This window comes from Candidatus Woesearchaeota archaeon (assembly GCA_016188115.1).
Lineage (GTDB): Archaea > Nanobdellota > Nanobdellia > Woesearchaeales > GW2011-AR9 > JACPIK01.
On the sequence record JACPIK010000002.1, the window covers coordinates 942,747 to 968,895 of the forward strand.

Sequence of the window (26,149 nt, forward strand, 5' to 3'; positions counted from 1 at the left end):
TCATTCCCTCATCCAAACCATGGACATTCTCCAACATGATTTCAAAAAAGGCATAGTAACCATACGCATCAACAACCTTGATGACTTATGGTACCTACATGGCATTCTTGAAACTGGCGACCTCGTGCGTGGCAAAATGACCCGCAAAGTCAAAATTGGCGATAGTGAAAACGCTACAGTAACAAAGAAAACTCTTACTCTTACCATCCAAGCAGAAACCATTGAATTTGGTGCCACGGCAACCAGTCTGCGCATTAATGGAAAAATCAAAGAAGGCCCAGATGATTTACCTAAAGAAAGTTATCAAGCTATCTCTCTAGAAGAAGGCAGTGAAGCCACCATCACAAAACCTCGCTGGCTTTCCTATCAGCAGCAACAACTCGAAGAATCAGCTCAAAAAAAATATCTCTATCTTTTCTGCCTATTTGATCGAGAAGAAGCACTCTTTGCCATCACTAAAAAGTATGGATTTGAAACTCTAAGTACCATTCAAGGCGATGTTGCCAAAAAAGAAAACGCACAGCCTGTGAGCAAAGATTTCTACCAAGAAATAATCAAAAATATTGAAGAATACTCTCAACGCTACCAACCCCAACACATCATTCTTGCGTCACCCGCATTCTATAAAGAAGACCTCGCTGCGCGCATCACTCTTCCCTCAATCAAATCTAAACTTGTTCTCGCAACGTGTTATGATGTAACTCAAGCCGCGTTAAATGATATCATTAAACAACCAGAACTTACTGCAGTGCTCAAAAACAGCCGAGCGCATCAAGAACAAATTCTAGTAGACCAACTGCTTAAAGAGATTAATACCCAAGGCAAAGCCAGTTATGGATGGAAACTAGTACTAGACAGTATCAATCAAGGAGCAGCGCAAGACCTCCTTATCACAGAACAATATTTACGCACACGCAAAGAAAAAAATACGTTTCAAGAATTAGAAGACGCCATGAGTGTTGTTGAAAAAACCGGAGGAAAAATTCATATCATCTCCTCTCAACATGACGCTGGAACAAAATTAGATGGCTTAGGTGGAATTGCCGCCATTTTACGTTACAAAACATACTAAAAAACTAATTCTAAGTCAACTAGAAATGAAAGAAAAAAGCATATAGAGTATAAATTGAAACATAAGTATTGCAAAACTAAATTTAATTTTTTAAAGACGACAAAAAAAGTATCTGATGTGTTACTCTTAATTTTAGTGCAGAACCGCAACCTTTTAATAGTAGTCACAATTACTAGTTAGTGAGTACCAAAAATTTACTCTCGTAAAATAGTCACGAAAAATGAGGAGAAATCCACATTCCAAAAAAGAGTAAGTTTAGCAAAAAAGGGGGTTTGAAAATGATTGTGAAAGATGAATTACTAAATAAACTTCGCCGTTACTTCGATCTTAATTTATATGAAGTAAAATTATGGACAGCGCTTCTCTCTCGCGGTGTATCAACTGCAGGAGAACTCTCAGACATTGCTGATGTTCCTCGATCTCGTAGTTACGATGTTTTAGAATCACTTGAGAAAAAAGGCTTTGTCATTATGAAAATTGGCAAACCAATCAAATACATTGCAATTCCACCAAGTGAAGTCGTTGACCGTGTTAAGAAGAACATGACTGTCGAAGCAGCTGAGAAAATTAAACGCCTTGAAACCGTTAAAGGTTCACCTCTTCTAGGAGAACTTGAAACACTTCATACTCAAGGTATTGCTCTTGTTGAACCAGCTGAAATGAGTGGCTGCTTACGTGGACGCAACAATTTGTATAATCATCTTGATCTTTTAATTAAAGACTCAAAGAAAAGTGTCAACATTATGACTTCTGACACGGGTTTCATGCGTAAAACAGAAGGTCTTAAAGCAAGTCTTGAAAAAGCACGAAAACGTGGCGTTACTGTACGTATCTCTGCTCCTATTACCAAAGACAACAAAAAGTTTGTTGACATGCTCAAAGGTATTGCTGACGTTCGTCATAACGACAAAGTTAATTCTCGTTTTGTTACCGTTGATGGCAAAGACATGGTTTTCATGACCCTTGACGACAAAGATGTCCATCCATCTTACGATCTAGGAGTCTGGGTAAAAACCCCATACTTCACCGGAGCTATGGACAACGTCTTTAACCGCCTCTGGAACGACAGCAAACAAGGATAAATTCTTGTTTTTGTATTTTTTTTGAGTTTTATTTTTTATAATTTCTTTCTTTATTCACAAACAATTTTATAATCGAACCTCCTCCATTAAACCATGCGACAACGTGTCCAATGTATCATTCTCGAAGACAAAAAGATTCTCCTCGTCAAAGATAGAGATGCAGCACATTACTATCCTCCCGGTGGCGGCATAGAAACCAACGAAACGCACCAAGAAGCAATACAACGCGAACTCAAAGAGGAACTCAATGTCGACACCATAAAAACAGAATTTCACTCTAGCTATCAGTCAACAAACGAAATACGAAAGCATCCACAAACAGAACATAACTATCTTGTTGAAATCAAAGGCACACCAACACCCTCAAGTGAAATTGAGGAGATAAAATGGTTTTCATGGGAAGAGATAGAAAAAAAGATGGCCCCTTTTCCTAAAAACCTCTACACCAAATTATTCATGAAACTCAGAGAAGAAAAAATGATCTAAAATGAAAATAAAATTCCTTATTTAACTCCCTCATACTCCACTTCTTTCCCTTTCACATCCTCAAAGAACATCCCATCTTGATACACAATATTGCCATTGACCACAGTCATTACCACAGCACCTTTCGTAATCATCCCTTCAAAAGGAGTCCAACCGCATCGACTATGCTGCGTTTCACGTAAAATAATCTCTTCTTTAGAAAGATCAACAATACATAAATCCGCAAATCCATCCTCTTTAATCACACCACGATCTTTAATACCAAACTTTTTAGCAGGGTTAATCACACATAAACGCACCACATCGCGTAATTCCAATCGTCCATCAGAAACCGCCTGTAACAACAACGGCAACATTGTCTGAACACCAGGAACGCCACATGGTGCTTCCATCACATTTTTTTGCTTTTCTTCATGTGTGTGCGGCGCATGATCTGTTGCAATCATATCAACCAGACCTTCACGAATTCCTTCCCAAAGAGCCAACTGGTCCGCATTATAACGTAGAGGTGGATTCATCTTCCCATACGCACCATGAGAACAAAAAAATTCCTCATTCAAAAACAAGTGATGAGGAGAGACTTCACATGTAATCAGGGGTGTCTTAAACAACCGCAATAGTGCCAACTCCTCTTTAGTAGAAAGATGAGCAATATGAAACGATTTTGCGAAATGACGTGCCACAAGTGCTGATTCCGCAACACTTACTGCTGCGCATAAATTATCACGCATCTTATGATGTAATTGACCCTCACGATATTTAGCCGCAAAATAACGCAACAACCCTTCATTTTCTGCATGAACAACCACAGGACGTTTCGCATTTTGTAAAATAATCGCAAACACCCCTAAATCATCAGTCAAATAATTTCCCGTACTGCTTCCTAAATACACTTTGATACCTGCAACATCATCAAATTCCGCAAGATCATTAGCATTTTCTTCACAACCAAGAATATAAAACCCATAATTGACAATTGATTTTGCTTTTGCCAAGTTCCGTTTTTCTTCCAAGCGTTCGCGTGTCGTGGTGGGAGTAGAATTATTGGGCATGTCTAGAAAAGTAGTCACTCCGCCTGCTGCTGCCGCTTTTGAACCAGAAAGAAAATCTTCTTTATGTGTCGCACCAGGCTCGCGAAAATGCACATGAACATCAATTAATCCAGGTAATATATGTTTCCCAGAACAATCAACAACTTTTTCCCATGCACGAGGCAAAATTCCCAGAGAAATATCTACTACTTTATCTTCATGAATTCGCACATCTGCGCGAATAAAATCACCAGCAACAGAACTATACACCATCCCGCTATGCAGAAGGACATCCATACTTAGAATGTATAGTTAATGGTATAAAAAGATTTATATGGTACAAGTAAAAACAGAGTAACTTAAGAAACTTCATGGAAAACTGTTCTTGTGATAATTTTGATCAGGAAGAATTTAATCAATTTGTAATTCGTAACCAAGTTATTGGATTCAAAGAACAACCAATTACCCTTAAATCAGGAAGAGTATCACATTGGTATGTAAACTGGCGAACAATTGCCTCTGACGTACATTCTTTATTATATGTAGCCAAACAAATTATTGCCTTTACAAAAAAACTCAATCTTAACCCTGACCAATTTTATGGAGTCCCAGAAGGAGCAACACCATTAGGAGTTTTAACACAAGTTGAATGGGCAAAAAAGCATAATCTTACCCAAGGATCACACCCCTTGATGATTGGAAGAGCAAAGCCAAAAGAACATGGCGATCCAAAAGATAGATATTTCGTGGGAAAACCAGGATTAAAAATTATTGTTATTGAGGATGTAACAACGACTGGGGGTTCATTAATTAACACCATTAAGCAACTAACAGAAAGCGGATTATGTATTATTGCCGCATATGGTTTAACCAACCGCAATGAAAAACGTGACGACGGAAAAACTGTTGAAGAAGCAATCAAAGAGTTGGGAATACCTTATTTCGCATTAAGTAATGCCCTCACAGTATTGCCCCTCGTTGCCAAAACACAAAGAATCAATCCAGAGATTCTTCTAAAAGTAGAAAAAGAGTTTGAAAATTCTAATATTAAATTAGAACTAGGTTCTTCTATTCCAAATTCTCAAAATGCAATAAAACACAACATAGGTGAAAAGAAAATGACATTAACATTCCAAGAACAACAAGCCCGACAACGCCTCTGCCTTCCTCTCGACGGACTCGAAACACTTGAAGCTGTTAGAGAACGCGTCGAAGAATTACATGATTACATAGGTCTGTTCAAAGTTGGCAAAGCATCTTTTAGCCGCTTTGGACCAGAAGTAGTTCGTCTCGTCCAAGAATATGGAGCTAATGTCTTTCTCGATCTGAAGTATCACGATATTCCTGCAACTGTTGAAGACGCAAGCAAAGCAGCAGCAAGTTTAGGAGTATACATGTTCAATGTTCACGCAGAAGGCGGGAAAAAAATGATGCAAGCAGCAATGAAAGGGGCAATAGCAGGAACTCCTGCAGGAGCGCAGCGACCCTATGTCATTGGCGTCACCGTTCTTACAAGTATTGATGAAGAAACCATGAACAATGAATTAAATATTGCTGGAAGTCTCAACCAAGAAGTTCTTCGACGAGCTCAACTCACCCACCAAGCAGGTCTTGATGGTATCGTCTGCTCAGCACAAGATCTAACCTATATCAAACCTCACTTGCCATCAGACTTCATGTACATCACTCCAGGAATCCAAGGAGTCAACACTTCCGCAGGATCAGATCAAGCTCGTGTCGCCACTCCTTCAGGAGCAGTCGCTGCAGGCTCATCAATACTCGTTGTAGGAAGAGCAATCACTGCACCAAAAACACCAGCAGAACGACAGCAAGCAGCCTATGAAATCTTAAAAGATATGGCAACGCAAATCGAAAAATAAGCCAGAAAATACCCAAACCATTTATTCTGTTTTTTATTTCTAATCTTACTCTTTCTCTTCATGTCGTTTCATATAAAAGAAACCACCCACAACGCTAACCAGAATCACTAGTATAGCATAATCACTAAACTCAGGAATATCAACACTTGCTGCAACAGCAGAGGTATTGTATTTCTTAATTCCCCAATCAAAACTTGTTGAAACACGATAACGCGCACCACCAAGATACAATGAAGTCTCATTAAGAAGAAGAGTGCGAAGGGTATGCGTAGCTGCATCCTCATAAGGAACAATAGTCTTATTCCAATCCGAATCTTCCACGCCACTCCCATTAAACTTCTTAACATGCCAATACGAACCAGTTAAATTGGCAAAATCTCCGCCTACATAGATGGATTTATTATTATCAATTGCCACAGCAAACGCCTCATCGGTATAAGCAGATTGTACCACATAAGAATAGTTTATTGACCACAATAACGCACCAGAAGAGTCATATTTTCGAATTAACCAATCCGTTCCACTACCCTGACCTGTTCCGTCCAATGAAGTATTCGCAAGAGCAAAACCACTTCCTACTACTACCACTGACCCCTCAGAATCGACTGCAATATCATAAGCATTATCAGTAGCATTCCTAGAACTATCATAACTCACACTCCAGCTAGAGTTATACACACCCGCGTTACTATATTTACGAACTAACCAATCAATCCCGCTACCTCCACTTGGAATACCAAAGAAATCAAAAGGAGCATTAAATAAATGAACTGAACTCCCCGCAACATAGGCATTACCCGTAGCATCTAAAGCAATGCCATAAGCTACATCCGATCCATTATAATGTGAAGAATAATTAACATCCCAATTCTTAATACCAGTTGTAGCATATCGTTCAAGATGCCAATCTTTTTGAGAATAACTAGCATTAAGTGCGGTCCCATAACCTATTGCCCACACATTATTGGTCGAATCTACTGCAACATCATATGCTTTGGAACCACCACTATTCGAACTTTCATAATACGAACTTGACCAGGTCATATTTCGATTTCCGGAAGTATTAAACCGTTCTAGATGAAAACGACCAGCACCACCGTCCGTAGTATCATTAGTCCAAACCCCCACCACATATAAATTTCCCAGCGAATCAAAATCAAGAGAATAAGGCGTATCAGAAAGGTTGATACCTCCATCTAAGTAAATATTCCAATTTGTAGTATCTTCTGTGCCCGCAGATGTAAATTTTTTAATCCACCAATCCGTCTTTGCTGAAAGCTCATCCCCACCAATTAAACCCATCCCATCCCCTACCACAAAAATATTACCAGAACTATCAGCGCTAAGACCATAAGCATAATCAGAAGGTACCGTCAGAGTCGAGAGCCCGCTACGATTTCCCGTAAAATTTTTATTCCAATTAGTGACAACTTCTACTGCCGTTGTCGCAGTATATTTCTTAATCCACCAATCAGTCCCACTAGTAGGATCGGCAGAAAGGTTCGTTCCAGATCCAACTACGTAGAGATTAGTACTATTTAACAACAAAGAGTAAGCATATGCATTAGGACCAGATCCTGCTAATTGGGGATTTTGAACTGTTTTATTCCAAGTATTATCTTCAATACCATTGCTATCTAATTTTTTAATGTGCCAACTAACATATCCAGTAGAATTAGTAGTATATCCTCCCACATAAATATTATCACTATTATCTACCACCACAGAGTACGCAACATCGGCAGCATTTTGAAGCTGAAGAGAATAATTAAACGACCATAATAATGTACCTGCAGAAGTATATTTACGAACTAACCAATCATCACCACTACCTAAAAGCCCAAACTGACCAGGCGTTTGATTCACTATAGCGACAGCAGAGCCAACAACAATAATATTTCCTGTCGAATCTAATGCGATATCATAAGCATAATCGCTAGAGTTAGAATCACTACTATAACTCACATTCCAAGTTGAATTTATATTACCGGTATTAGTAAACTTAAGCACCCGCCAATCCTCTTTACTGCCCCCTGTTAATAACCCAAAATTATCAAATGGGGGCTCACCAAATAGATATCCCTCCGTTCCTGCAACATAGAGATTATTATTTCCATCCAATGCTGCTGCATAGGCGACATCTTGGCTAGTATTTACAGAAGTATGATTATAATCCCAAGTTTTGACACCGTTAGTATTATACTTTTCTAAATGCCAATCACCCTGTGAACCTGTATATGTGTTATTGATACTATATCCATCACCTATGACCCAAACATTATCAGTTGAATCAACAACAACATCACGCGCAGTAGAAGACGAGGAGCTATCATAAAATGAAATATTCCAGGTATTATTACCCTCCCCAGATGAGTTATACCGTTTGATATTCCAACGACTTACTGCACCACTAGAATTTACCCAATTTCCTACAGCATAAAGATTACCCGCTGAATCAGTATCAATAGCATTAACCTGCTCCGAAGCATTAAAACCACCATCTATGTAGATATCCCACAACTGGCTGGTCCCCGCTGCATTAAATTTTTTAATCCACCAGTCAGAAGAACCACTATTCCACTGATTTTCCAACCCTGCACCATACCCTGCTACAAAAATATTACCAGAACTATCTGCCGTGATGTCATACGCTTCATCAGTAGCTATTGTTAAAGAATCATAACCCGTTAAATTACTGTTAAAGGTCTTATTCCAACCTGAAACAATTTCATCACCCTCTGCTGCTAAAACTAATATTGCAAAAAGACTTAGAAAAATAAGTAAAGGTGTCCATTTCTTAAGAGAAAAACTTTCTTTTTTAAGAGAGATAGATTTGCTCTTTAAGTACCTAGATCTAGACTTTGGAAACACCATCTTTTGTAGGTTTTAATGTTACTGCAGGTTTATAACTCTTTTGTTAGATCATTTAGAAAAACATGACAAACATGACAGAACATCCCTCATTTTTGCTCATTTTTGTCAACAACTTTAAATAAACCTCTGCTTGTTAATCTATATCATGGATAAATCTAGCAAAAACAACATCCTGAAATCTGCTAGTGTTAACTTTTTCTTTAGCTTCTAGGCTTCGCTTGCCCCGATAATAACTTTCTTCATACGCCTGGCGTGAAACCCAATCTGCGTTGAAAACAAAACTCGGGAATTCTTAGACCTCGCTACCAAGTCAGCAGACTATAAACGGAGAAAAAATGACCTATGCAATTTCAAATAATCCAATAGTAAATGAAAGAAGACGAGAAGGATATCAAGTTCCAGGAAAAGTAGAGGAAATTACACAAAGACGTGCGGGAGATATCACAGATAGAATGCAACAAGGAACAGCCGTCGGCAACTGTTCACTTAAAGAAGCAAATAGGTGTTACGCACTACGTGAATCAGGTTTATGCTATCTTGATCGCGAAAGTAGAGGACATGCCCAAGTAACAAGTAACGACGATTGTCGCATCTATCAACGCGTCCAAGAAGTTCTAGTTCAAATCAAGCAATCACATGCAAGACGATAACAAGCTCAAACCAGAACCGGGAATTAACTTTATAAATCACCCTCCACTCTTCAAACAGATGGACCTCTCCAGCACCATTGCCAAACTTCATCCGTTTGAACGAGCAGTCCTTCCAGTTCTCAAAACTCATCAAAAGCTAGCACACATTATCGAACATTCAGGCTTGCAAGAAATTGAAGTGATACGCGGTTTACAATGGTTGGAAAATAAAGAAGCGCTCAAAATTATCACCGACAAATACAAAGTAGTCATTCTTGATAAAAATGGCATAGCTGCTCAACAACATGGTCTGCCAGAGAAACGACTCTTACAAGTCCTCACAGACCAATTCCAATCCCTGCAGCAACTCCAAGACAAAACCTCTCTTGACACACAAGAATGTAACGCAGTTATCGGATTACTTAAACAACAACAAGCTATTGAAATTGAGAAGAAAGATCAGCTCTACATTAAAATCACAGTAAATGGGAAAACTTTGCAAAAACAAAAATCTCCTGCAGAACTTCTCCTCACCAAACAATTTCCCCTTCCCTATGACTCATTGACTAAGCAGGAACAAACTGTACTCGAAGAGTTGCGTAAGCGAAAAGAGATCCTACATACAGACGAACAAAAAAACATTACCGTTACCCTTACCACTATCGGAAAACAACTTGCCAACGCAGATTTAGGTGCAGAAGTAATTAACCGTCTCACGCCAGCCATGCTTAAAGACGGTTCATGGAAAAAGAAAAATTTTCGCGCTTATGATGTTGAAATTAACGTCCCTAAAACTGGCGTAGGTCGCAGACATTTTGATAATGATGCATTACAATATATCAAACGTATCTGGTTAGACATGGGCTTTAAAGAGATGACGGGAAATTATGTACAATCAGCATTTTGGGATCTTGACGCATTATTCGTGCCGCAAGACCATCCTGCTCGTGAAATGCAAGATACTTTTTATCTTGAAGGAAAAGCGAAACTCCCACCAATCTGGACTAAAATCAAAGAGGTACATGAAAATGGTGCAAATACAGGAAGCATTGGCTGGCGATATACTTTCTCTCAAGATGAAGCGCAAAAAATTCTCCTGCGAACACATACAACTGTACTCTCGGCGCAAACTCTTTCCAAACTTAAAAAAGAAGATTTACCTGCAAAATTTTTCGCTGTAGGAAAAGTCTTTCGCAATGAAGCATTAGATTGGAAACATCTTTTCGAATTTTATCAAGTTGATGGGATTGTCATTGACCCCAATGCTAACTTAAAACATCTCAAGGGCTACTTAAGCCGCTTCTATAAGAAAATGGGCTACACAAAAGTTCGCATGCGACCTGCCCACTTCCCTTACACAGAACCATCCATGGAAGTAGATGTATATCATCCTGGTCGTAAACAGTGGATTGAATTAGGAGGCGCAGGCATTTTCCGCCCTGAAGTAGTCAAACCATTACTCGGTTTTGAATGTCCAGTTCTCGCCTGGGGACAAGGCATGGGACGCATCATCATGGAATATTGGAACATTACTGATATTCGCGATCTTTACAAAAATGACTTAAAACAATTACGAGAGGCAAAACTATGGCTGCGGTAAAAAAACAAGTGACTCAGACCCCAACATCTAAAGTTCAAGACAAATCAACTCAACCAAAAGGGTACTTTCAAACGTGGTGGAATGTTATTAGCGACCCCATGAATTTTTATGAAAAAATTCCACAAAGTATGGGATATAAGCAACCAACGATCTTTGCGCTCAAAACACAAGCAATCGTCTTAGTAACTCTATACTTTTTCCTCTTAGTGATTGGATTCTTTTTTCTTGCATTACTGAGTGGAACAAGTACTAATTTAATAGGTCTATTTGGAGGCATCGGAATTGGAATTATTCTTCTTATTGCCATCGCTGCGTTTCCATTGTTAATAGTATTTACCTGGGGAATGCTTTATGTTTGGTCTGCTATCACTCACCTCTTTGTTCTCCTCTTTGGTGGAAAACAAGGATTTAAAGAAACGTATATTGTCAATTGTTATTCAATGGCGCCAAGTGTTATTGCATTAATTCCCCTTGTAGGATATGCTGCAAGCGCATATAGCTTAATTTTACAAGGAATGGGTGTCCATAAACGCCATCAACTTAGTGTTGGCAAAAGTGTTGCAGTGGTACTCGTACCCGTATTTATCTTCAGTACTATCTTCCTCATTATTTATTTTGCCTTCCTTGCCTCAGCTCTCATCACACCATAATAACTAATAATAAAACCATAAACTAAACTAATTAAACAATAATACCACAAACCATGCCAACCGTAACTCTGAATAAACCAGTCTTTGAACAACTCGTCGGAAAGAAATTGCCTCTCGAAGAGCTCAAAGATCGCATTAGTATGTTAGGAACTGATCTTGAAAGTATTGAAGGGGATGAAATTCAAGTGGAAATTTTCCCTAACCGCCCCGATATGCTTTCAGAACAAGGGTTCGCCAGAGCATTTAGCAGTTTCATTGGCGTAAAAACAGGATTGCGAAACTACAATGTTAAAAAAAGCGGACTCAAAGTAATTGTTGACAAATCCGTAACCATGCGCCCATACACTGCCTGTGCCATTGTTAAAAATCTCCACTTTGATGATGAACGTATCCGTGAAATTATGCAGGTCCAGGAAAAACTTGCCACCACGCATGGACGTAATCGTAAAAAATCAGCGTACGGTATTTATCCTCTTGAGAGTATTAATTTTCCTATTAGTTACATCGCCAAAGATCCCTCGCAAGTGACATTTCGACCATTAGGTTTTGACACAGAGATCATTGCCGCGCAAGTTCCAGAACTTCATCCTAAGGGAAAAGCATACTTGCATCTCACACAAGGTTGGAAAAAATATCCTTTCTTTATTGATGCTAAAAGTAATATTATGTGCATGTTACCATTCACCAACTCACATGATACGGGCAAGGTAACTACCAAAACAAAAGAAGTCTTTGTTGAATGTACCGGAAACGACCTTACCAATGTTCAATTTGCATTGAATATGATAACAACCACTCTTGCAGACATGGGAGGAGAAGTATATTCTCTGGACATAGTCTATCCTGATAAAACCATCATAACTCCAAACCTCACGCCAACAAAAATGCCTTTCGATCTCGCCTACATCAACAAATGGTTAGGACTCACTCTAAACGAAAAACAAGCTAAAGAGATGCTCGAAAAAATGGGTTATGGCTACGAAAAAGCAAGCACCGCATCATCAAAAGCGACTGTTCTCATTCCGGCCTATCGTGCTGACATTCTTCATCAAGTTGATCTTGCTGAAGACATTGCCATTGCGTATGGTTACGAAAATTTCCCAGAGGAAATTCCTAATGTTTCAACCATTGGTGAAGAAGATCCATTAGAAAAATTCATCAATGTGCTGCGTGAACTCTTTGTAGGAGGCAGTTTCATCGAAATCAAAAATTACCACCTCTTACAAAAAGAACAATGTAATGAATGGATGCTTCAAGAAAACGGTGGAATCACACTCAAAAATGCTGTAGGAGAACATAATACTTTGCGCCATAGTATTATTCCTAGTCTGCTTAAAACACTCAGTGAAAATCAGCATAACGAATACCCTCAGAACATCTTTGAAACCGGACATATTTTCTACCCAGCGCCAACCGAAACAGGAGTGCAAGAAGTAGAAACATTCGGCGTCGCTATCTGTCAGGACAAAGCTGATTTTACTCAAATTCGTCAACAACTAGATCTTCTCTTCACTCTTTTGGGATTAGAAATCAAAATCAAAGAGACTGCCCATCCAAGTTTCATTAAAGGTCGTGTGGGCGAGATCTATCTTGGAAAAGAAAAAGTTGGCATCATAGGAGAAATTCATCCGCAAGTACTAGAGAATTGGAAAATTGTAACACCCGTAGTTGCATTTGAAATTAATGTGGAAAGTTTGTTTAATGCAGTGAAAAAGTAATTACCCTCTCTGTAATGGAATAACTATTTCATTTAATCTGCCTTCTTTTTCAAGTTGCTCATATTCTCGTGAATTCACCAAACCTGCATCATGCCAAATTTTAGATATTGTTCTACGTGGTCTATCTAATCCTTCTGCTGCTGCAACTGCATTTGCTCGATATGTATGATAAGAAGTGAGAATCTCTTCGCGATCAGTTGAAGAATATCCCCTTGTTTGAGTGATGGCTTGATCCAACAAACCCCGACGCAATAAAAGTCGATGAAATGAAGGATCAATCATTTTTAGCTCTGCTTTCGTTAAATCTGGCCAAGCACCATATGCTTGAGCAAAAATAGTCAACGGTTCATCGTAGGTTGTATACATCTTATACTCTTTCGCGCAATCAACAAGCCCTAATCTTCTCCATGCACTCACGACAGCTTCACGACGAACCCCTTGCTCCACCGCAAGTTCTAAAACAGAAAGAGGAGCATTGTAAATATCTTTAAAATGGTTTTTTTCTGCAAAATCTCGGCATTGATCATGAGTAATAGAAGAAGTAGTACGTGCCGCAAAACCCAGTTTTAGCCATAATTCACGAATATGTCTTCGATCATAAGGAAGAAGATGACTAGCCAAAACAGGTCTTCCTTGAACAAGGTAATAAGTAACAATGACTGACTGTATTTGATGAGGAGTCAATCCTCGTTCACGCGGCAAAACCAAATCTAATTCCTTACGTTCCAACAGCGCATCATGAAGACCACGATCAAGATCGCGAAAGTTGCGGCGCGTTAAATCTGTTCTTTGACCATACATTTGCTCAAAAACACCAAGAGCACTCTCCCCAAGACGTTGCCAGCGACGTCTTCTGGTGGGAATATGAACTCTTCCTTCGCTAAAATAAACCCGTGTTATCGATTGAGGAATGACAATGCCGTTCTCTCGTTCTAAAGCATCTGCAATATGATCTAATCTGTGTAAAAGTCTTTGGAAATCTAGTTGAGCCATATTTCCATCTAATAGAAGAGAAACGTATTCTCTGCCCTGCTCGTTTCCATCTCCCCTTGTTAAGAGAGTAAAAAGAAGTTCGCGTGAAGAATCTTTGAGGGGCAAGTGTTCAAGCTGTCTTTGTAAAAGAACCATTTCCTCCACAGAAGATTGCGCAGGAGCAGCAGCCACTTTTTCTAAGAAAGATGCGCCTTCCGCCGTTACGGGATGATTTAACCGTTGTGCTCGAAACGTATCGATACTCTCTGCGCCATCATCTCTATCTAAAGAATATAAAAGTGCAAGAGCCTTCTCAGGATCAGTTCCAGCTAAATGCAGAATTCGTTTCTCTTGAGAAGGAGCTAATTGTGACGCTTTAACTAAAAGACGAATATTCTCCAAAGAACAATTAGACAAAAATGAATCGTAGTCATTCATGGGAATCAGGAATAATGAAAGGAATAACGACTAACCATACTTTTTATAAAAAAGAAAATTAAAATAAAAAAGAAAGAATGCTTTCCAACCTATTCTTTCTTCTTAGGAGCTGCTTTCTTCGCAGCAGGTTTAGCTTCTTTGATAGGTGCTTTCTCTTCTGCAGCAGACTTCTGTGTACCTTTACGTTGTTGTAAAACGCGAGCAGGAGTTGCTCGAGGTTTTGAAGTACCAACAGTAATACCAAGACCACTAAACGCTTTTACGACTTGTTCATGAGACGCCTTTGCTCCAAGTGAAAGAGTTTGACCAAGAGGTTCTAAGTGAAGAATGTTTACTTTGCGACGTCGAGTTTGACCATCAACAACAACAAAACGATCATCAACAGTTTCAACAATAACACAGTGCTTACCTGCATCACGTCCTGCAATTTTCATGCAAACGCGTCCAACTTCAAAAAGTGCCATTATGCTTCACCTCGTTTGCTTGATGCAGTACTGCGAGCTTTCGCGCGTAATGTTTCACGCATAGCTTTAGAAGAAAGCACTCCACCGTAAGGACGTTCAGGTCGCTTATGTGATTTAGGCATATTACGTGTGCGTGTTGCACTCGCATGAGGAACACCAGCTAAAACTGTCCCATATACTTTACATACTTTTTTAGCAGGTTTTGACTCTCGATAATGAATAACTGTTTTACCGCCAGGAGTTTTAACTTTAATCTTATTAAAACGCCCTGATTTATATTGACCTCGTGGCATGTGTGTTCACCTATAGTTGTTTATTTTGTTTTTTAATCTAACTAACAACCAGAGAAAAAGAGAGTCCCATTGATGAGTCATTCTTGATCGCCGTTGCCGTATCGATACCCTCCATGAAGGAGATAGTACGAAAGAACATGGGGTTTTTATAAAGGTTTTGCAAATTTAAACAGAAATAATAATAATAATAATAATAATCTAATACACATTGAACACTTTTCTCAATCCAATACTCAAGATTAACGAAAGAATTACATAAATCCCTAACCAGCCAGGATACCAACCAAAAATGTTAAACGTGCTTCCTAAAGGTTGAAGTTTAGCATACTCAATACTTATTGACTTAATGTCAGATTTTGCAAACATAGTTACTGCAGGAGCATAAGTATGTTCATCAGAAACAACTAAAATTTCTTTAGATTGAGTTTGTTCTCCCACCCGCACAGTAAGATTATGTAACCCTTGCGAACTTTTAAGATTCCATCGTGCAAGACCCGCATCTTCACCTGCAACAATAGGCACAGATGCATTCCCCATGACTTGAGTGCCATTAGCAACCAGCAACATTGTCTCTCCTCCAACACCCGGAGCAAATTGAGCCAACACCGTATACGTTTGATCTGGAACAATTGGTTCATACGCAAGCGCGCCGGCCATCCATGTAAAAATGATCAATGCAGGAATCATAGTCGCAATCATCACCATTGGCTTAAACGACGCCTGAAACATGTAATCTTTGTTAAGCGACATAAGTTCTTTGTGAATACTCATCATCTTCTCAGGATTTTCTTTACCCGCTGCACGCAACTCCTTCTGCAACTCTTTCTGACGATCTTTAATCTCTTTAAGACGAACCTGATTTGTGAGATACTTATACACATACGTTGCGTACACAGAATACACAACAGCAATAATAAAAATAGTCCAAAACGAACCAATGGTTCGTAAGAGTGGTTGAAATATAGGATTAAAAACTGGGTCTAAAAATGACATAATCACAACTCACGTCTTTGTATTTATAAAATTGTTGGTGGATGAGACTACGATTAACGAGATTGGCGACCTTGTTCTATCGCCTCTCGTAATCCTCTAACATCTCGAGCAGTTTGATCATTATAAAGAGTAAACGTCGTTGCCAAAACACCCAAAGCTTCGCCATATTCTGCTTCAGCAGACGCACGCGTATGAGTACGAAATCCTGAATTTGGGAGTACTACTGCTTGGACAATTCCACTATCTGCACCATCCAATATCTTTAACTCTAAATCCGTACTTTCTGCCTGTGGTCTTTGTAAAGCAGAATTATGATAAAACACAAGTTGAGCCACAACATATCCCCCTCTAGAAGAGCAAGGATCATTCAATTTTTCCATTAAACCAGTTTTCGCATTAAAATGAAATGGAATATCATGAAAAAACATCCCATTTTCATACTGATGAGGGACCTGATACGCAATGTCTCGCAAAGAAGAAAATGCTTTTGCACTAGAACGAACTGTCCCTCGTAATAAATCTAAATTTGAATCAACCTCTGCAGGTGTTGGAGTAATCGATTCAAGCGGTAAAGGGACAAATAAACTTCCTGTCCGAGCATAACGAGTAACATCAGGAAGTGTCGGCATTCGCAGAGTAGTATCATCAGACATAAAAAGAAAACCAAACAAGTCCTATTAAAAGATTGCGGTGATAGAAACAAAATAGAAGATCTAATCCACCCGATCACTAGGAAGAACAACACCTAATTTCCTGCATAACCGCCTAAAATTTGACCGTTCATGATCTAAAGAACGAACCGTCTGAGCAACATTCCCTTCAAAAGATGCAAGACGAATCTGGATGATTTGACCCAAAATACGATCTGATAATGTTCCAATTCTTTCTTGAATTTGATTAAGAGTCATTGTAGGTGGAATACTTTGAACAAACGAATCTTGGGAAACAGACTCTGCAACTACAGGTTTGTACGATAAAAAATCAGTTGGCGCAAGAACAGATTCCCGACTCCACGCCACAGCGCCATAAATTGTATTCTCTAACTCACGAATATTTCCTGGCCACTCTTGACTTAATAGCCAAGGATACATTGAATCAGCAAACCGTATTGACTTTTCTTCTTGCTGATTTGCCTTCGCAAGAAAATGATCTGCGAGCAAACAAATATCATCACCGCGTTCACGTAAAGCTGGAAGAAACAGATAAACTTGTCGAAGACGATAATACAAATCTTGTCGAAAAGTACCCTTTCGAACATAATCCTCCAATGGTCGACTCGATGCTGCAACAAAACGAACATCAAACGGAACTGGTTTGCTATAATCTCCCCCAACGGGAACAATTGCATGCTCTTGAATTGCTCTTAATAACTTGACCTGAACCTGAGGACTCATCTCAGCAATCTCATCCAAAAATAAAGTTCCCCCTTCAGCTTGAGTAAAGAGCCCATTACGTTGTTCAACACCAGTTGCTACTCTATTTTTAACGCCAAATAAGTGTGATTCAAGTAAATCACCCTCACCAAGTTCGGCGACACTGACCCCAACAAACGGTTTCTCACGGCGTTTTCCCTGCATATGCAGTGCCTTTGCAACCAGTTCTTTACCAGTACCACTTTCTCCTACGATGTAGACCGTCACTTTACTTGAAGCAACTCGATCTATCCCATCATAGACTATCTTCATTGCATCACTCTCACCGATCATACCATAATGAAACGCAGAATTAACCATAAAAAATGAATGTTTGATAACGACTTTTAAGCTTTATTAAAGAAAAACGCAAAAAAAGAAAGATGACAAACACCAAAAAGAGAATTTAAAAAAAACTATTTTTACTTTATCTTTTACTCCATCATCTTCTTAAGAGCAGGATGCATGTCCATCATGTGTTGTTTGGCAATTTCTTCGTACAACTTATACACGATCATAACCGCAAGCAAAATACCTGTCCCATTTGATAACGCACCAGTAAGATCAGCAAACGCAGCTAAAATTCCAATCGATGCCCCACCAACAATCGTTAATGGCCAGATATATCGTTCCAAAATTTTCTCAAGAACACGTTCATCTCGGCGAAATCCAGGAATTTGTAATCCTGAAGCCATAATTTGACGAGCTTGACTACCAGCATCCATATTTGCCGTTTGCACCCAAAATATACTAAAGATAATTGCACCAGCAACCATCAACACAATATAGACAGCAGCTTGACCCAATTGTGAAAGAGTAAAACTCCCCTGAATTAAACTTGCAACAAGATTAGGCGGACTAATCCAATACACAATTCCACTTGCAGGACTCTGCCCTGCAAACGTACCTAAAATAGGATATCCCCAGCTTTCTAACAAACGAGCAAACAATTGTACATTGGCGAGTAATGCCGCAATTAAAATGACTGGAATGTTGGAAGTATACAAAAAGTTAAGTGGCCAACGCATACCATAACCACGTACTTTGCCAAATGTAAGAGGAATCTCTACTTTCATTGCTTGCGCATAGACACACACCGCAAACACAATTAATGTTGATACAACAGCAGCGAGCTGCAACATTGCGCCAGTAACATTACCTTGAGAGATAAACTGAACAAACGCAGGAATGGCCCCTGCTGCCACATCTGGATTGGTTGGTGAAGGCAGAAAATTGAATGCTCGAATAAAAATTTGTTGCGCAACGCCTGCTGCAATAAACAAACTTAAACCAGAACCAAAACCCCATTTTGAAACAACTTCATCCATAAACATAATGAGTAATCCGCCAATAATTAACTGAATAATGAGTAAGATTTCAAACTGCAAAAATAACGATGAAGTCATTGCAACACCGCTAGCAATCTCTCCCCCAACAGGAGTTGGGGCAAGACCACCCATGAAAACATAAATCATAGCTTCGAAAATAATGAAAAATACCGACATAATTTTCTGCAAACCTTGAAAACTACGTCGTCCTTCATGACTAGATAAATCAAATTTGAGAATACCAGTCCCATTAAGTAACTGCAACACAATTGAAGCAGTCACAATCGGACCAATACCCAAAGAAATGATGCTTCCAAATGAAGCGCCAAGAATAATTGACAAAAATTCAAACTGTTGCAATGCGTTTTCTCCCAAACCAAAAAGAGGAACTAACCCTAACAGAAAAAAGAGCACCAGTGTAACTAACGTCCACTTTAATTTATCACCAAAAGGCAGTTTTTTTTGCGCTGGACCCGCAACTTCAGGAAAAATAGAATACACTTTCTCTAGGAATGTCATTGTTCACACCAAATATCAGATTAATTCTAAGTATCTTCACATAAGCGCCTAAAAATAATCAAACACGCTTTCTCTGCAAAGACTAGGAATTATTCTTCCTCTTTTATTCTGCTGCAGGAGCAGTGGATATAACTTCCCCACCTGCTTCACTTACACGTTCTGTTGCTTTTGCACTTGCATGCTCAACCGTCACTTTCATCTTACAAGATGCAGTTCCAGTTCCCAACAGTTTTGTATAGCCTAATGAAGAAAGATCAACTATATAAAGTTCACCTTGCTTGGTGATTTTTCCTTCACGTGCAAGACGAGCAACTCGAGAAGAGAGTACACCTACATTAATAGAACGATCTGGAATTTGACCACGACGAGGTAAAAATCCACGTGAACCTAATTTGTAACGCATTCCTGCTTTTTTCTGACCAGCTTTTTTACCAGTACCCGCATTACCGCGTCCACCACGAGATCCAGCTCCACGGCGTTTTTTAGGATGACCACCACCGTGAGTACGATGTGAGCCTCGATAATGTCCAACTTTTTTACGTCTGCGTACTACCATTTTAAAGCATCCTCATGATAAGATCATTAATTTTTTCTCCTCTATATCCCAATGCGCCACCAGCAACGAAAGCAACTTTGATACCCTTGCGACCAAACCCTTTACGAGGAGGATTAAGACGAAAATAGGGTTTGTATTCTTTTCCGCTAACAGTAAGCACTTTATAAGAGTATAATTCTTTAGCATCAGTTTTACGAGAGATAAATGCTTGACCGCGTACGCGAACAAGTTCAGCAAATGTTTCTGGACTAATTTCCCCCCAAGTAACATAATCTTTAACTTTAGTAATCATACCTTGGTAAATTGCAGTATTAGGAACTACTGCGCAAAAGTTTTTTCGAGTTAGACGCAACATGGAAAGAGTTCGAAAAATAGGTTCTGGCATATCAACAAAACCACGAACAAGAACAACGACTAATTGTCCTGCTTTAGAAGCATTTTTTGAAGCATTTGAGATGCCCTCTGGAGTAGAAGCTTTTTTTGCAACTGGTGCGCTAGTCTTAGCACTTGCTTTGGTTGCAGGTACAGATGTTGATTGAGTGCGTGATGCCATAGTAATTATCTCGTATGTTTATTCTAATTTGTAGTTATTGTAATTATTTTTTTATTATTCTTTAACTCTTCCTTCAATGATACCTAATTTTGCAACATCTGCAGGTTGGATTTTAACCTCTGAGAGTTTGTGAAGAGCATCAAGAAGAGCTTTAAGTAAATTGAGTTTTGTTTTGGTTTGACCAGAGGTTTTACTCCAGACGTCTCGAACACCAGCAAGAGAAAGAACTTTTGCACACTCTTTCTCAACACATAAACCTGTACCACGAGGAGCAGGGATTAATGTAATTCGAACTGAGCCGCAACGACCAGTTACTTGGAAAGGAATAGAGTTAGCTTCGCGAGCATCAGTTGCCCAACTACCACATCCACGACGGATACGAATTAAGTTAAGTCGAGCTTGACGTTTTGCTTTATCACGAGAAGGAACGGTTTCTTTACTTTTACCCATACCTACACCAACATATCCATTGCGATTACCAACAACAGCGCACGTTGTAAACTGGATTTTGTTACCTTCTTTAGTTTTCTTTTGAGTCTGACGGAAAATACGACGTTGACCACCGCCAAACTTACCTTTAGCTTGACCAATTAAAAGGAGATCTTCAGTGACATCTGGAAGTAACGTATCAACAATCTCAGATTCGAGGATTCTTTGACCGTTATCAAAAATTTGATCGATATCGGTAATTTTACCTTCTTTAACATTTTTGCCCAATTCAGTGACCGGTTTCCATTCTGCGCGTGGTGCTGCATCACGTGAAGCGGCGTCGTCACGACTACGATTGTCGCGGCGTGTTCGTTTTTTTTGAGATGATTCTTCTTTACCCATTCTTATTGACCTTGAATTTTTTGTTTTACTGTTTTAACAGCAGCAGAGATATTTTCAGGCTTTGCTGTGTTTTTTAAATATTGCGAAAATTGATGAGTATATGCTGCTGCTTTTGGAGCAAGGGCATGCCCGTAATTTTCAATATGTTTTCCACTAAGACGTTCTTCAGAAGGAAAAATCCCTTCTTCAGTATTAGGCACTTCTAATCCCCCATCTAAAACTCCTTTTAAGAAGGCATACACTCGCCCTTTGTGGAGAGGAGAAAGTAAACCAGTATCAAGAATGGCGTAGGAGCATCCTGCAGCCAAAGCTCGTTTAGCAACTAAAACACCAGTAAGATATGCAGCAGGAATATTTTTGCAAGAATATTTCCAACCCATTTTACGAAGTTCAAATGAGCTAACCCCTGTAACGACAATATCTCCTTGACCTGTAAAATTGAGAACTTGCGCAATCACTTGTTGATTTGTGAAACGCACTACTACTCGTGGTTTTCCACTTAAAAGTAGATGAAGACGTTTCTTATAATTAGTACGTCCTTCTCGTTTACGACGGAAATGAATTGTTTTTGGATGAGTCATTTTAGTTTTCTCGATATTTAATTTGATTTTGTTAATTATTTGACTTTCTTAATTTTGTTTTTTAATTTGGTTTTTAGTTAAACACTTATTTTATACTGATCTTAAACTTATTTTTGTTTCTCTGAAGTTTCCTGTTTCTTTTGTAGAGCTAGGCTACGTTCAGTGATATAAAGTTTAATGTGACGACGATTCCTGAAATAACCGCCCTTACACTTTCGGTAAAGAGCTTGATACGTTTTAGGAGTGATAATCACTTTCTCACGTAATTCACGCAAGAATACACGTTGAGTACGAATACGTGCCATCCAACGGTCTTTTCGTGTAACTCTTGAGTACGCAGCGCCTTTACGAGTACCGTGACCTTTCTGACGACCTTTTCGTTTCTGTTCAGCAATATGACGAGCACGACCACGAGATTGAAGACTAGGCGTTGCTGCATAAATTTTACCAACAGCTACAAGTCCACGAATATCTGAACGAGTAATTGCTTTGGAAACATCTTCTAGTGCATCAGTTCGGATACGAACTTTGTCAAGACCTACTTTAAGGACTTCTGCGGCTAATCGTTTTTTGCTCGTCATGGGATTCACACATTATAGTTATTGTTTATATGGTATTTTATTGTTCAGCAACATCAGAAGAGCTCTGTTGAGCTTTCTTTGCTTTTGCAGTTTGTTTTTTCTCTTCGGAAGATGTTTTTTTCTCTTCTGCTCGACGGCGATTCTCTTGTTCTTGCCTGCTTTTTTTACTAGTACGAACAGTGCGAGCACTATGCCGAGTTGAAACCATACTCTTAATCTTTTCGATTAAACTCGTTGGATTTTTAATATTTAAAAGAGCAATATTTTTTTGTTGAGCAAGAGTAACTAAAGCAAGGCGTTTTTTTGCACCCAGTTTTGCTGCAAGTACAGCACCTTCATGAGCTGGTTTGATAGCTACTAATTGAGCTGGAGTGGCAACAATAACAGGAGTTAATCCCGATTGATGTAAACCTCGAACAGCGGCAGGAGCACCATATCCAGGAGTTGGACGAGCAGGACGACCACTATGCATTTGACGGACTTTAGAATGACGACCATGCATATTACGCCAACGTAATTTAATACGTTTAACAAAACGTGATTCTTTAACAACGAAAGCAGGCTTACGAGCATTCGATTTTGAACGTACAGCTAATAATTGTTTTGTTTGTGTCATGATTATGCACTCTTACCTGCTTTTTCAGTCATATAACATCCATCTTGGAAAATACGTCGATCACGATTAGTAATTCGACAGAGCTGTTCAATACGACCAGCCATTAAACCTGCAAGTTCTTTATCGCAGCTTGTAACAGTAATTTCAGTTCCTTCAATCTTAACAGTAGCTCCTTTAACAAGGTTAGCACGACGAGGAACAGCTTCACCAAGGAAATTTTTAACCACAAATTCTTGACCCACTACTGCTACATTCATAGGAAAGTGACCAGAGCAAATTTTAAGTTTGTAAACAAACGGTTCAACTACGCCTTTAACCATATTAGCAACATGTGATTCAAATGAACCTACTACGGTCTTCTCTCTTTTTGTTCCTTTAACTGCAGAGACCACAATCATTGCACTTTCAACTCGTACTGCTACGCGAGGATGACGTAAGTCACGTGAAACTTCTCCTTTAGGTCCTTTAAGAGTTAACACACTATTAACTATAGTAGCATTGACGCCTTTTTCCAGTGGAATTTGTCGAGTAATATCTTCTTTCATTTTAATGACTCAATTTAGTAACAGTATGCAAGTAACTTGCCACCTGTACTCTGTTCTTTTGCTTTGAAATGAGTTACAATGCCTTGTGGAGTGGAAACAACGAGGATTCCAAAATCTTTTGCAGGCAAATAACGTTTTTCCCATTTTTCAAAACCATTTGATTTTGTTGAAAAACGAGGTTTGATAACACCACATTTATTGATATTACCAAGCAATAAGATTTTAAGAGCGCCACCGCGACCGTCTTCAATTTCTTCAAATGAGCCAATATAATTGTGCTCACTCATAAGTGTAAGGATTCTTTTAATTAAAGACGATGCAGGTTTAATAACAACCTCACGTTTTCCAACGCGTTCAGCATTGATAACCTTTGAGAGGGCCGCTGCAAGAGGATCATTGAGCATTTTGATTCACCTAATTATATTTCTTGAACCCAAGTTCAAGTGCCATTTCACGAAAGCATTGACGACACAAGTTGAGTCCATATTTGTTGATGTGACCGCCAAGACGTCCACAATTTTTACAGTGACGAAGAGCTTTACCACAAGATCGTTTACGAAGGGAGTTAAACTTAAGGTATTTCGCCTTCTTAACTGGCTTAGCATCCAGTTGCGTAAACATTTTCCGATGATCGCTTGTTGTCATTGTAATCTCCTAATTGTTATATTATTATTTTCTTACTGCTATTTTCTTACTGTTCTTCTTGAACTTTAATTCCTAAACCTTGCACAAATGCAATTGCTTCTTGTTTAGTGATGATATGTTTCTTTCCAACTAAGGAAGTATGAATTTTCCGTTTTTTAACACTATAACCTGGGCGTTCTAAAGTTACTGCAACTTCTAACCCCATGATTTTAAGTTCAGGATCATACTCTAATCCTTCAATGTCAATATATTCAGGCACACCAAATGAAAAACTTCCTTGAGCATCAAAATTTCGAGCTAACAAAGTATTTTCTTTTGCAACAACGAGACGTTTCAGTAATTCTTTTGCACCCTTACGTACAGTTACTTTACACCCAATTGCCAAACCAGGACGTAGGCCCCAACCAGGAATACGTTTGGAAGTTGTTGTTTTGACAGGTTTAAGTGGAGATAGTTTCTCAAGTAATTTAAGACCTTTTTTAAGATGATCTTCATTCTTTCCTGCCCCAACATTAAGAGTCAATTTAGTAATACGAATCTCCCTCATGGGGTTCAAATCGCGAGTCATTGTTGCTTTTGCCATAGTCTTATGCTACCACCTTAAAAAGTGGTTTCGTTTTTCCTACAACGAAAAGGTATTGTTTTGAAGTGCGTACTTCATTATTCTCTGAATCAGCATATACTGCTTGCGTCTCTTTAAGTGAACGAACAGTTCCTTGAGAACCTGCATGCTTACCTTGGGCAAGGAAAATGTGAACGCCCTCACCTAAAGCGATTGATTCTGTAATTTTTTGATCCGGAAGAGAGATAACAACACTATCACCGATATTAATTTTAGCTGAGCTTGGAACAGTTCGACCATCATGTAAACGAAGCATTACACTGCCACCTTTAACAACACTCTTTCCAAGAACTTTGCATACTTTAGTAGTACTCTCTGCAACAGGAATAGAAAGGAGAACTAATCGACCTTTCTCATCAACACTCATACGATAATATTTTTGAAGAGAGGGAATAGTTAATACATCAAAAAGACCAACCAAATGCCTATGATCTTGACGACGACGTCCATCAACTAAAACTTCATTTGCATGAAGCAATTTAGTTACTTCAGACATAGTAGTTGCAAGTTTTAACATATCCCGAAGTATTACACCTAAAGGTAACCCCATATTTTGAGGATGCGCACCAGGATGAGGACGAAGGGTAAATGTTCGGTGCTTACGAGCAATAACCCAAGCTCGAGGCGATGCAATGCGTTTTAAGTGATTTTTCATTTTGAATCGTTTTAGTGTTTGTTTTAATTATTTTTGATTATTCTTAACTATTTTTTTACCGTAGTGGCTTTCTTAACCACTGTTTTTACTGGCTTTGATTGTGACTGAGGAATTACAGTTTTAGTTTTAGCAGCTTCGAGTTTTTCTTTTCGTCGTTTATCTTTCAAATCTAATTCTACTATGACTAAATTTGAAGGTTCAAGAGCTACTTGAACTTTTGAGCCATCCCGTTTAACAACATCAAGACCGCTAAGATAGACTTTGCTAAAGTGAAGAGAGACGCGTTCTACTTGCGCTTCTCGTTTTTTAAATTGACCACGTAAAACACGCACTTTGTCTCCTTTACGGATTTGTGTGCTTCGCACACCATGTTTTGCTCGTAAATCCTTGGAAAGATGAACATGAACAAATTTTTGACGAACATGTAAAGGTGCAGCATAGCGGAACTTACGTTGCTTACGAGCTTGAATACTTTTGTTCCAGGATGTTGAAAATTTTAATTGAGTCATAGTTCACCTGTATA

General features: G+C 38.9%; 29 protein-coding genes. 8 read left to right on the plus strand and 21 right to left on the minus strand.

From position 1 onward, the window contains the following. Nucleotides 1-19: 19 nt before the first annotated feature. From HYV86_05005 to HYV86_05015, 3 genes are all read left to right on the plus strand, one after another. Complete coding sequence (locus tag HYV86_05005) at nucleotides 20-1,072, plus strand: mRNA surveillance protein pelota (GenBank protein ID MBI2573192.1); 1,053 nt, start codon at nucleotides 20-22, stop codon at nucleotides 1,070-1,072. Between the two features lie 278 nt (nucleotides 1,073-1,350). After that, nucleotides 1,351-2,154, plus strand: coding sequence for a hypothetical protein (locus tag HYV86_05010; protein ID MBI2573193.1), 804 nt, complete (start codon nucleotides 1,351-1,353; stop codon nucleotides 2,152-2,154). Nucleotides 2,155-2,247: 93 nt separating this feature from the next. Beyond that, nucleotides 2,248-2,640, plus strand: coding sequence for an NUDIX domain-containing protein (locus HYV86_05015; protein ID MBI2573194.1), 393 nt, complete (start codon nucleotides 2,248-2,250; stop codon nucleotides 2,638-2,640). A 17-nt stretch (nucleotides 2,641-2,657) separates the two neighbouring features. On the opposite strand, the gene pyrC is transcribed toward HYV86_05015, so the two are convergent. Continuing rightward, nucleotides 2,658-3,968 carry a dihydroorotase gene (gene pyrC, locus HYV86_05020; protein ID MBI2573195.1) on the minus strand — a complete coding sequence of 437 codons (1,311 nt, stop codon included), beginning with the start codon at nucleotides 3,966-3,968 and terminating at the stop codon, nucleotides 2,658-2,660. Between the two features lie 74 nt (nucleotides 3,969-4,042). On the opposite strand from pyrC, the gene pyrF reads away from it, so the two are divergent. Next, nucleotides 4,043-5,551: an orotidine-5'-phosphate decarboxylase gene (gene pyrF, locus HYV86_05025; protein MBI2573196.1), complete on the plus strand. Its 1,509-nt coding sequence runs from the start codon at nucleotides 4,043-4,045 to the stop codon at nucleotides 5,549-5,551. 45 nt (nucleotides 5,552-5,596) lie between these two features. Here pyrF and HYV86_05030 read toward each other — a convergent pair whose 3' ends face one another. Next, nucleotides 5,597-8,425, minus strand: a complete 2,829-nt coding sequence (locus tag HYV86_05030) for a hypothetical protein (protein MBI2573197.1) — start codon at nucleotides 8,423-8,425, stop codon at nucleotides 5,597-5,599. A gap of 335 nt (nucleotides 8,426-8,760) precedes the next feature. Here HYV86_05030 and HYV86_05035 point away from each other — a divergent pair, with 335 nt between their 5' ends. From HYV86_05035 to HYV86_05050, 4 genes are read left to right on the plus strand one after another with little or no spacing between them, the layout of a single operon-like run. Beyond that, nucleotides 8,761-9,075, plus strand: coding sequence for a hypothetical protein (locus HYV86_05035; protein ID MBI2573198.1), 315 nt, complete (start codon nucleotides 8,761-8,763; stop codon nucleotides 9,073-9,075). A gap of 58 nt (nucleotides 9,076-9,133) precedes the next feature. After that, complete coding sequence (locus HYV86_05040) at nucleotides 9,134-10,654, plus strand: phenylalanine--tRNA ligase subunit alpha (GenBank protein ID MBI2573199.1); 1,521 nt, start codon at nucleotides 9,134-9,136, stop codon at nucleotides 10,652-10,654. Next, a complete protein-coding gene (locus HYV86_05045; protein ID MBI2573200.1) occupies nucleotides 10,642-11,304 on the plus strand; it encodes a YIP1 family protein in 663 nt (220 codons plus the stop codon). The genes HYV86_05040 and HYV86_05045 overlap by 13 nt, the downstream gene beginning before the upstream one ends. Before the next feature lie 53 nt (nucleotides 11,305-11,357). Then, nucleotides 11,358-13,022 carry a phenylalanine--tRNA ligase subunit beta gene (locus tag HYV86_05050; protein MBI2573201.1) on the plus strand — a complete coding sequence of 555 codons (1,665 nt, stop codon included), beginning with the start codon at nucleotides 11,358-11,360 and terminating at the stop codon, nucleotides 13,020-13,022. On the opposite strand, the gene HYV86_05055 is transcribed toward HYV86_05050, so the two are convergent. From HYV86_05055 to HYV86_05145, 19 genes are all read right to left on the minus strand, one after another. Next, a complete protein-coding gene (locus tag HYV86_05055) occupies nucleotides 13,023-14,432 on the minus strand; it encodes a hypothetical protein (GenBank protein ID MBI2573202.1) in 1,410 nt (469 codons plus the stop codon). An 89-nt stretch (nucleotides 14,433-14,521) separates the two neighbouring features. Continuing rightward, a complete protein-coding gene (locus HYV86_05060; GenBank protein ID MBI2573203.1) occupies nucleotides 14,522-14,896 on the minus strand; it encodes a 50S ribosomal protein L14e in 375 nt (124 codons plus the stop codon). Then, on the minus strand, nucleotides 14,896-15,189 hold the full coding sequence (locus HYV86_05065) for a 50S ribosomal protein L34e (protein ID MBI2573204.1): 294 nt from the start codon (nucleotides 15,187-15,189) through the stop codon (nucleotides 14,896-14,898). Before HYV86_05065 ends, HYV86_05060 begins: the two co-directional genes overlap by 1 nt. 198 nt (nucleotides 15,190-15,387) lie before the next feature. After that, complete coding sequence (locus tag HYV86_05070) at nucleotides 15,388-16,182, minus strand: DUF106 domain-containing protein (GenBank protein MBI2573205.1); 795 nt, start codon at nucleotides 16,180-16,182, stop codon at nucleotides 15,388-15,390. Nucleotides 16,183-16,235: 53 nt separating this feature from the next. Next, nucleotides 16,236-16,835, minus strand: coding sequence for a hypothetical protein (locus HYV86_05075; protein ID MBI2573206.1), 600 nt, complete (start codon nucleotides 16,833-16,835; stop codon nucleotides 16,236-16,238). A 60-nt stretch (nucleotides 16,836-16,895) separates the two neighbouring features. Further along, a complete protein-coding gene (locus tag HYV86_05080; protein MBI2573207.1) occupies nucleotides 16,896-17,915 on the minus strand; it encodes a sigma-54-dependent Fis family transcriptional regulator in 1,020 nt (339 codons plus the stop codon). Between the two features lie 113 nt (nucleotides 17,916-18,028). Beyond that, the gene (secY, locus tag HYV86_05085; protein ID MBI2573208.1) at nucleotides 18,029-19,441 is read right to left on the minus strand and encodes a preprotein translocase subunit SecY; all 1,413 of its coding nucleotides are present in this window, start codon (nucleotides 19,439-19,441) and stop codon (nucleotides 18,029-18,031) included. 103 nt (nucleotides 19,442-19,544) lie between these two features. Beyond that, nucleotides 19,545-19,997: an uL15 family ribosomal protein gene (locus tag HYV86_05090; GenBank protein ID MBI2573209.1), complete on the minus strand. Its 453-nt coding sequence runs from the start codon at nucleotides 19,995-19,997 to the stop codon at nucleotides 19,545-19,547. A gap of 1 nt (nucleotide 19,998) precedes the next feature. Further along, nucleotides 19,999-20,550, minus strand: a complete 552-nt coding sequence (locus HYV86_05095; GenBank protein ID MBI2573210.1) for a 50S ribosomal protein L30 — start codon at nucleotides 20,548-20,550, stop codon at nucleotides 19,999-20,001. A gap of 54 nt (nucleotides 20,551-20,604) precedes the next feature. Further along, complete coding sequence (locus HYV86_05100; protein ID MBI2573211.1) at nucleotides 20,605-21,381, minus strand: 30S ribosomal protein S5; 777 nt, start codon at nucleotides 21,379-21,381, stop codon at nucleotides 20,605-20,607. Between the two features lie 2 nt (nucleotides 21,382-21,383). Then, nucleotides 21,384-21,962 carry a 50S ribosomal protein L18 gene (locus tag HYV86_05105; protein ID MBI2573212.1) on the minus strand — a complete coding sequence of 193 codons (579 nt, stop codon included), beginning with the start codon at nucleotides 21,960-21,962 and terminating at the stop codon, nucleotides 21,384-21,386. 107 nt (nucleotides 21,963-22,069) lie between these two features. Beyond that, on the minus strand, nucleotides 22,070-22,543 hold the full coding sequence (locus HYV86_05110; protein MBI2573213.1) for a 50S ribosomal protein L19e: 474 nt from the start codon (nucleotides 22,541-22,543) through the stop codon (nucleotides 22,070-22,072). A gap of 37 nt (nucleotides 22,544-22,580) precedes the next feature. Continuing rightward, nucleotides 22,581-23,159, minus strand: coding sequence for a hypothetical protein (locus HYV86_05115; protein ID MBI2573214.1), 579 nt, complete (start codon nucleotides 23,157-23,159; stop codon nucleotides 22,581-22,583). A gap of 2 nt (nucleotides 23,160-23,161) precedes the next feature. Then, nucleotides 23,162-23,704, minus strand: a complete 543-nt coding sequence (rpl6p, locus tag HYV86_05120; GenBank protein ID MBI2573215.1) for a 50S ribosomal protein L6 — start codon at nucleotides 23,702-23,704, stop codon at nucleotides 23,162-23,164. A gap of 14 nt (nucleotides 23,705-23,718) precedes the next feature. After that, nucleotides 23,719-24,108: a 30S ribosomal protein S8 gene (locus HYV86_05125; GenBank protein MBI2573216.1), complete on the minus strand. Its 390-nt coding sequence runs from the start codon at nucleotides 24,106-24,108 to the stop codon at nucleotides 23,719-23,721. Between the two features lie 10 nt (nucleotides 24,109-24,118). Then, nucleotides 24,119-24,325: a 30S ribosomal protein S14 gene (locus HYV86_05130; GenBank protein ID MBI2573217.1), complete on the minus strand. Its 207-nt coding sequence runs from the start codon at nucleotides 24,323-24,325 to the stop codon at nucleotides 24,119-24,121. 70 nt (nucleotides 24,326-24,395) lie between these two features. After that, nucleotides 24,396-24,905, minus strand: coding sequence for a 50S ribosomal protein L5 (locus tag HYV86_05135; GenBank protein MBI2573218.1), 510 nt, complete (start codon nucleotides 24,903-24,905; stop codon nucleotides 24,396-24,398). Nucleotides 24,906-24,936: 31 nt separating this feature from the next. Further along, complete coding sequence (locus HYV86_05140) at nucleotides 24,937-25,626, minus strand: 30S ribosomal protein S4e (protein ID MBI2573219.1); 690 nt, start codon at nucleotides 25,624-25,626, stop codon at nucleotides 24,937-24,939. Between the two features lie 47 nt (nucleotides 25,627-25,673). Beyond that, nucleotides 25,674-26,135, minus strand: a complete 462-nt coding sequence (locus tag HYV86_05145) for a 50S ribosomal protein L24 (protein MBI2573220.1) — start codon at nucleotides 26,133-26,135, stop codon at nucleotides 25,674-25,676. Nucleotides 26,136-26,149 lie beyond the last annotated feature (14 nt).

Coding starts and splice junctions, on each gene's coding strand:
- HYV86_05005 (MBI2573192.1), top strand. CDS start 20: ATGGACATTCTCCAACATGATTTCAAAAAAGGCATAGTAACCATACGC.
- HYV86_05010 (MBI2573193.1), top strand. CDS start 1,351: ATGATTGTGAAAGATGAATTACTAAATAAACTTCGCCGTTACTTCGAT.
- HYV86_05015 (MBI2573194.1), top strand. CDS start 2,248: ATGCGACAACGTGTCCAATGTATCATTCTCGAAGACAAAAAGATTCTC.
- pyrC (MBI2573195.1), bottom strand. CDS start 3,968: ATGGATGTCCTTCTGCATAGCGGGATGGTGTATAGTTCTGTTGCTGGT.
- pyrF (MBI2573196.1), top strand. CDS start 4,043: ATGGAAAACTGTTCTTGTGATAATTTTGATCAGGAAGAATTTAATCAA.
- HYV86_05030 (MBI2573197.1), bottom strand. CDS start 8,425: ATGGTGTTTCCAAAGTCTAGATCTAGGTACTTAAAGAGCAAATCTATC.
- HYV86_05035 (MBI2573198.1), top strand. CDS start 8,761: ATGACCTATGCAATTTCAAATAATCCAATAGTAAATGAAAGAAGACGA.
- HYV86_05040 (MBI2573199.1), top strand. CDS start 9,134: ATGGACCTCTCCAGCACCATTGCCAAACTTCATCCGTTTGAACGAGCA.
- HYV86_05045 (MBI2573200.1), top strand. CDS start 10,642: ATGGCTGCGGTAAAAAAACAAGTGACTCAGACCCCAACATCTAAAGTT.
- HYV86_05050 (MBI2573201.1), top strand. CDS start 11,358: ATGCCAACCGTAACTCTGAATAAACCAGTCTTTGAACAACTCGTCGGA.
- HYV86_05055 (MBI2573202.1), bottom strand. CDS start 14,432: ATGAATGACTACGATTCATTTTTGTCTAATTGTTCTTTGGAGAATATT.
- HYV86_05060 (MBI2573203.1), bottom strand. CDS start 14,896: ATGGCACTTTTTGAAGTTGGACGCGTTTGCATGAAAATTGCAGGACGT.
- HYV86_05065 (MBI2573204.1), bottom strand. CDS start 15,189: ATGCCACGAGGTCAATATAAATCAGGGCGTTTTAATAAGATTAAAGTT.
- HYV86_05070 (MBI2573205.1), bottom strand. CDS start 16,182: ATGTCATTTTTAGACCCAGTTTTTAATCCTATATTTCAACCACTCTTA.
- HYV86_05075 (MBI2573206.1), bottom strand. CDS start 16,835: ATGTCTGATGATACTACTCTGCGAATGCCGACACTTCCTGATGTTACT.
- HYV86_05080 (MBI2573207.1), bottom strand. CDS start 17,915: ATGGTTAATTCTGCGTTTCATTATGGTATGATCGGTGAGAGTGATGCA.
- secY (MBI2573208.1), bottom strand. CDS start 19,441: ATGACATTCCTAGAGAAAGTGTATTCTATTTTTCCTGAAGTTGCGGGT.
- HYV86_05090 (MBI2573209.1), bottom strand. CDS start 19,997: ATGGTAGTACGCAGACGTAAAAAAGTTGGACATTATCGAGGCTCACAT.
- HYV86_05095 (MBI2573210.1), bottom strand. CDS start 20,550: ATGGCATCACGCACTCAATCAACATCTGTACCTGCAACCAAAGCAAGT.
- HYV86_05100 (MBI2573211.1), bottom strand. CDS start 21,381: ATGGGTAAAGAAGAATCATCTCAAAAAAAACGAACACGCCGCGACAAT.
- HYV86_05105 (MBI2573212.1), bottom strand. CDS start 21,962: ATGACTCATCCAAAAACAATTCATTTCCGTCGTAAACGAGAAGGACGT.
- HYV86_05110 (MBI2573213.1), bottom strand. CDS start 22,543: ATGACGAGCAAAAAACGATTAGCCGCAGAAGTCCTTAAAGTAGGTCTT.
- HYV86_05115 (MBI2573214.1), bottom strand. CDS start 23,159: ATGACACAAACAAAACAATTATTAGCTGTACGTTCAAAATCGAATGCT.
- rpl6p (MBI2573215.1), bottom strand. CDS start 23,704: ATGAAAGAAGATATTACTCGACAAATTCCACTGGAAAAAGGCGTCAAT.
- HYV86_05125 (MBI2573216.1), bottom strand. CDS start 24,108: ATGCTCAATGATCCTCTTGCAGCGGCCCTCTCAAAGGTTATCAATGCT.
- HYV86_05130 (MBI2573217.1), bottom strand. CDS start 24,325: ATGTTTACGCAACTGGATGCTAAGCCAGTTAAGAAGGCGAAATACCTT.
- HYV86_05140 (MBI2573219.1), bottom strand. CDS start 25,626: ATGAAAAATCACTTAAAACGCATTGCATCGCCTCGAGCTTGGGTTATT.
- HYV86_05145 (MBI2573220.1), bottom strand. CDS start 26,135: ATGACTCAATTAAAATTTTCAACATCCTGGAACAAAAGTATTCAAGCT.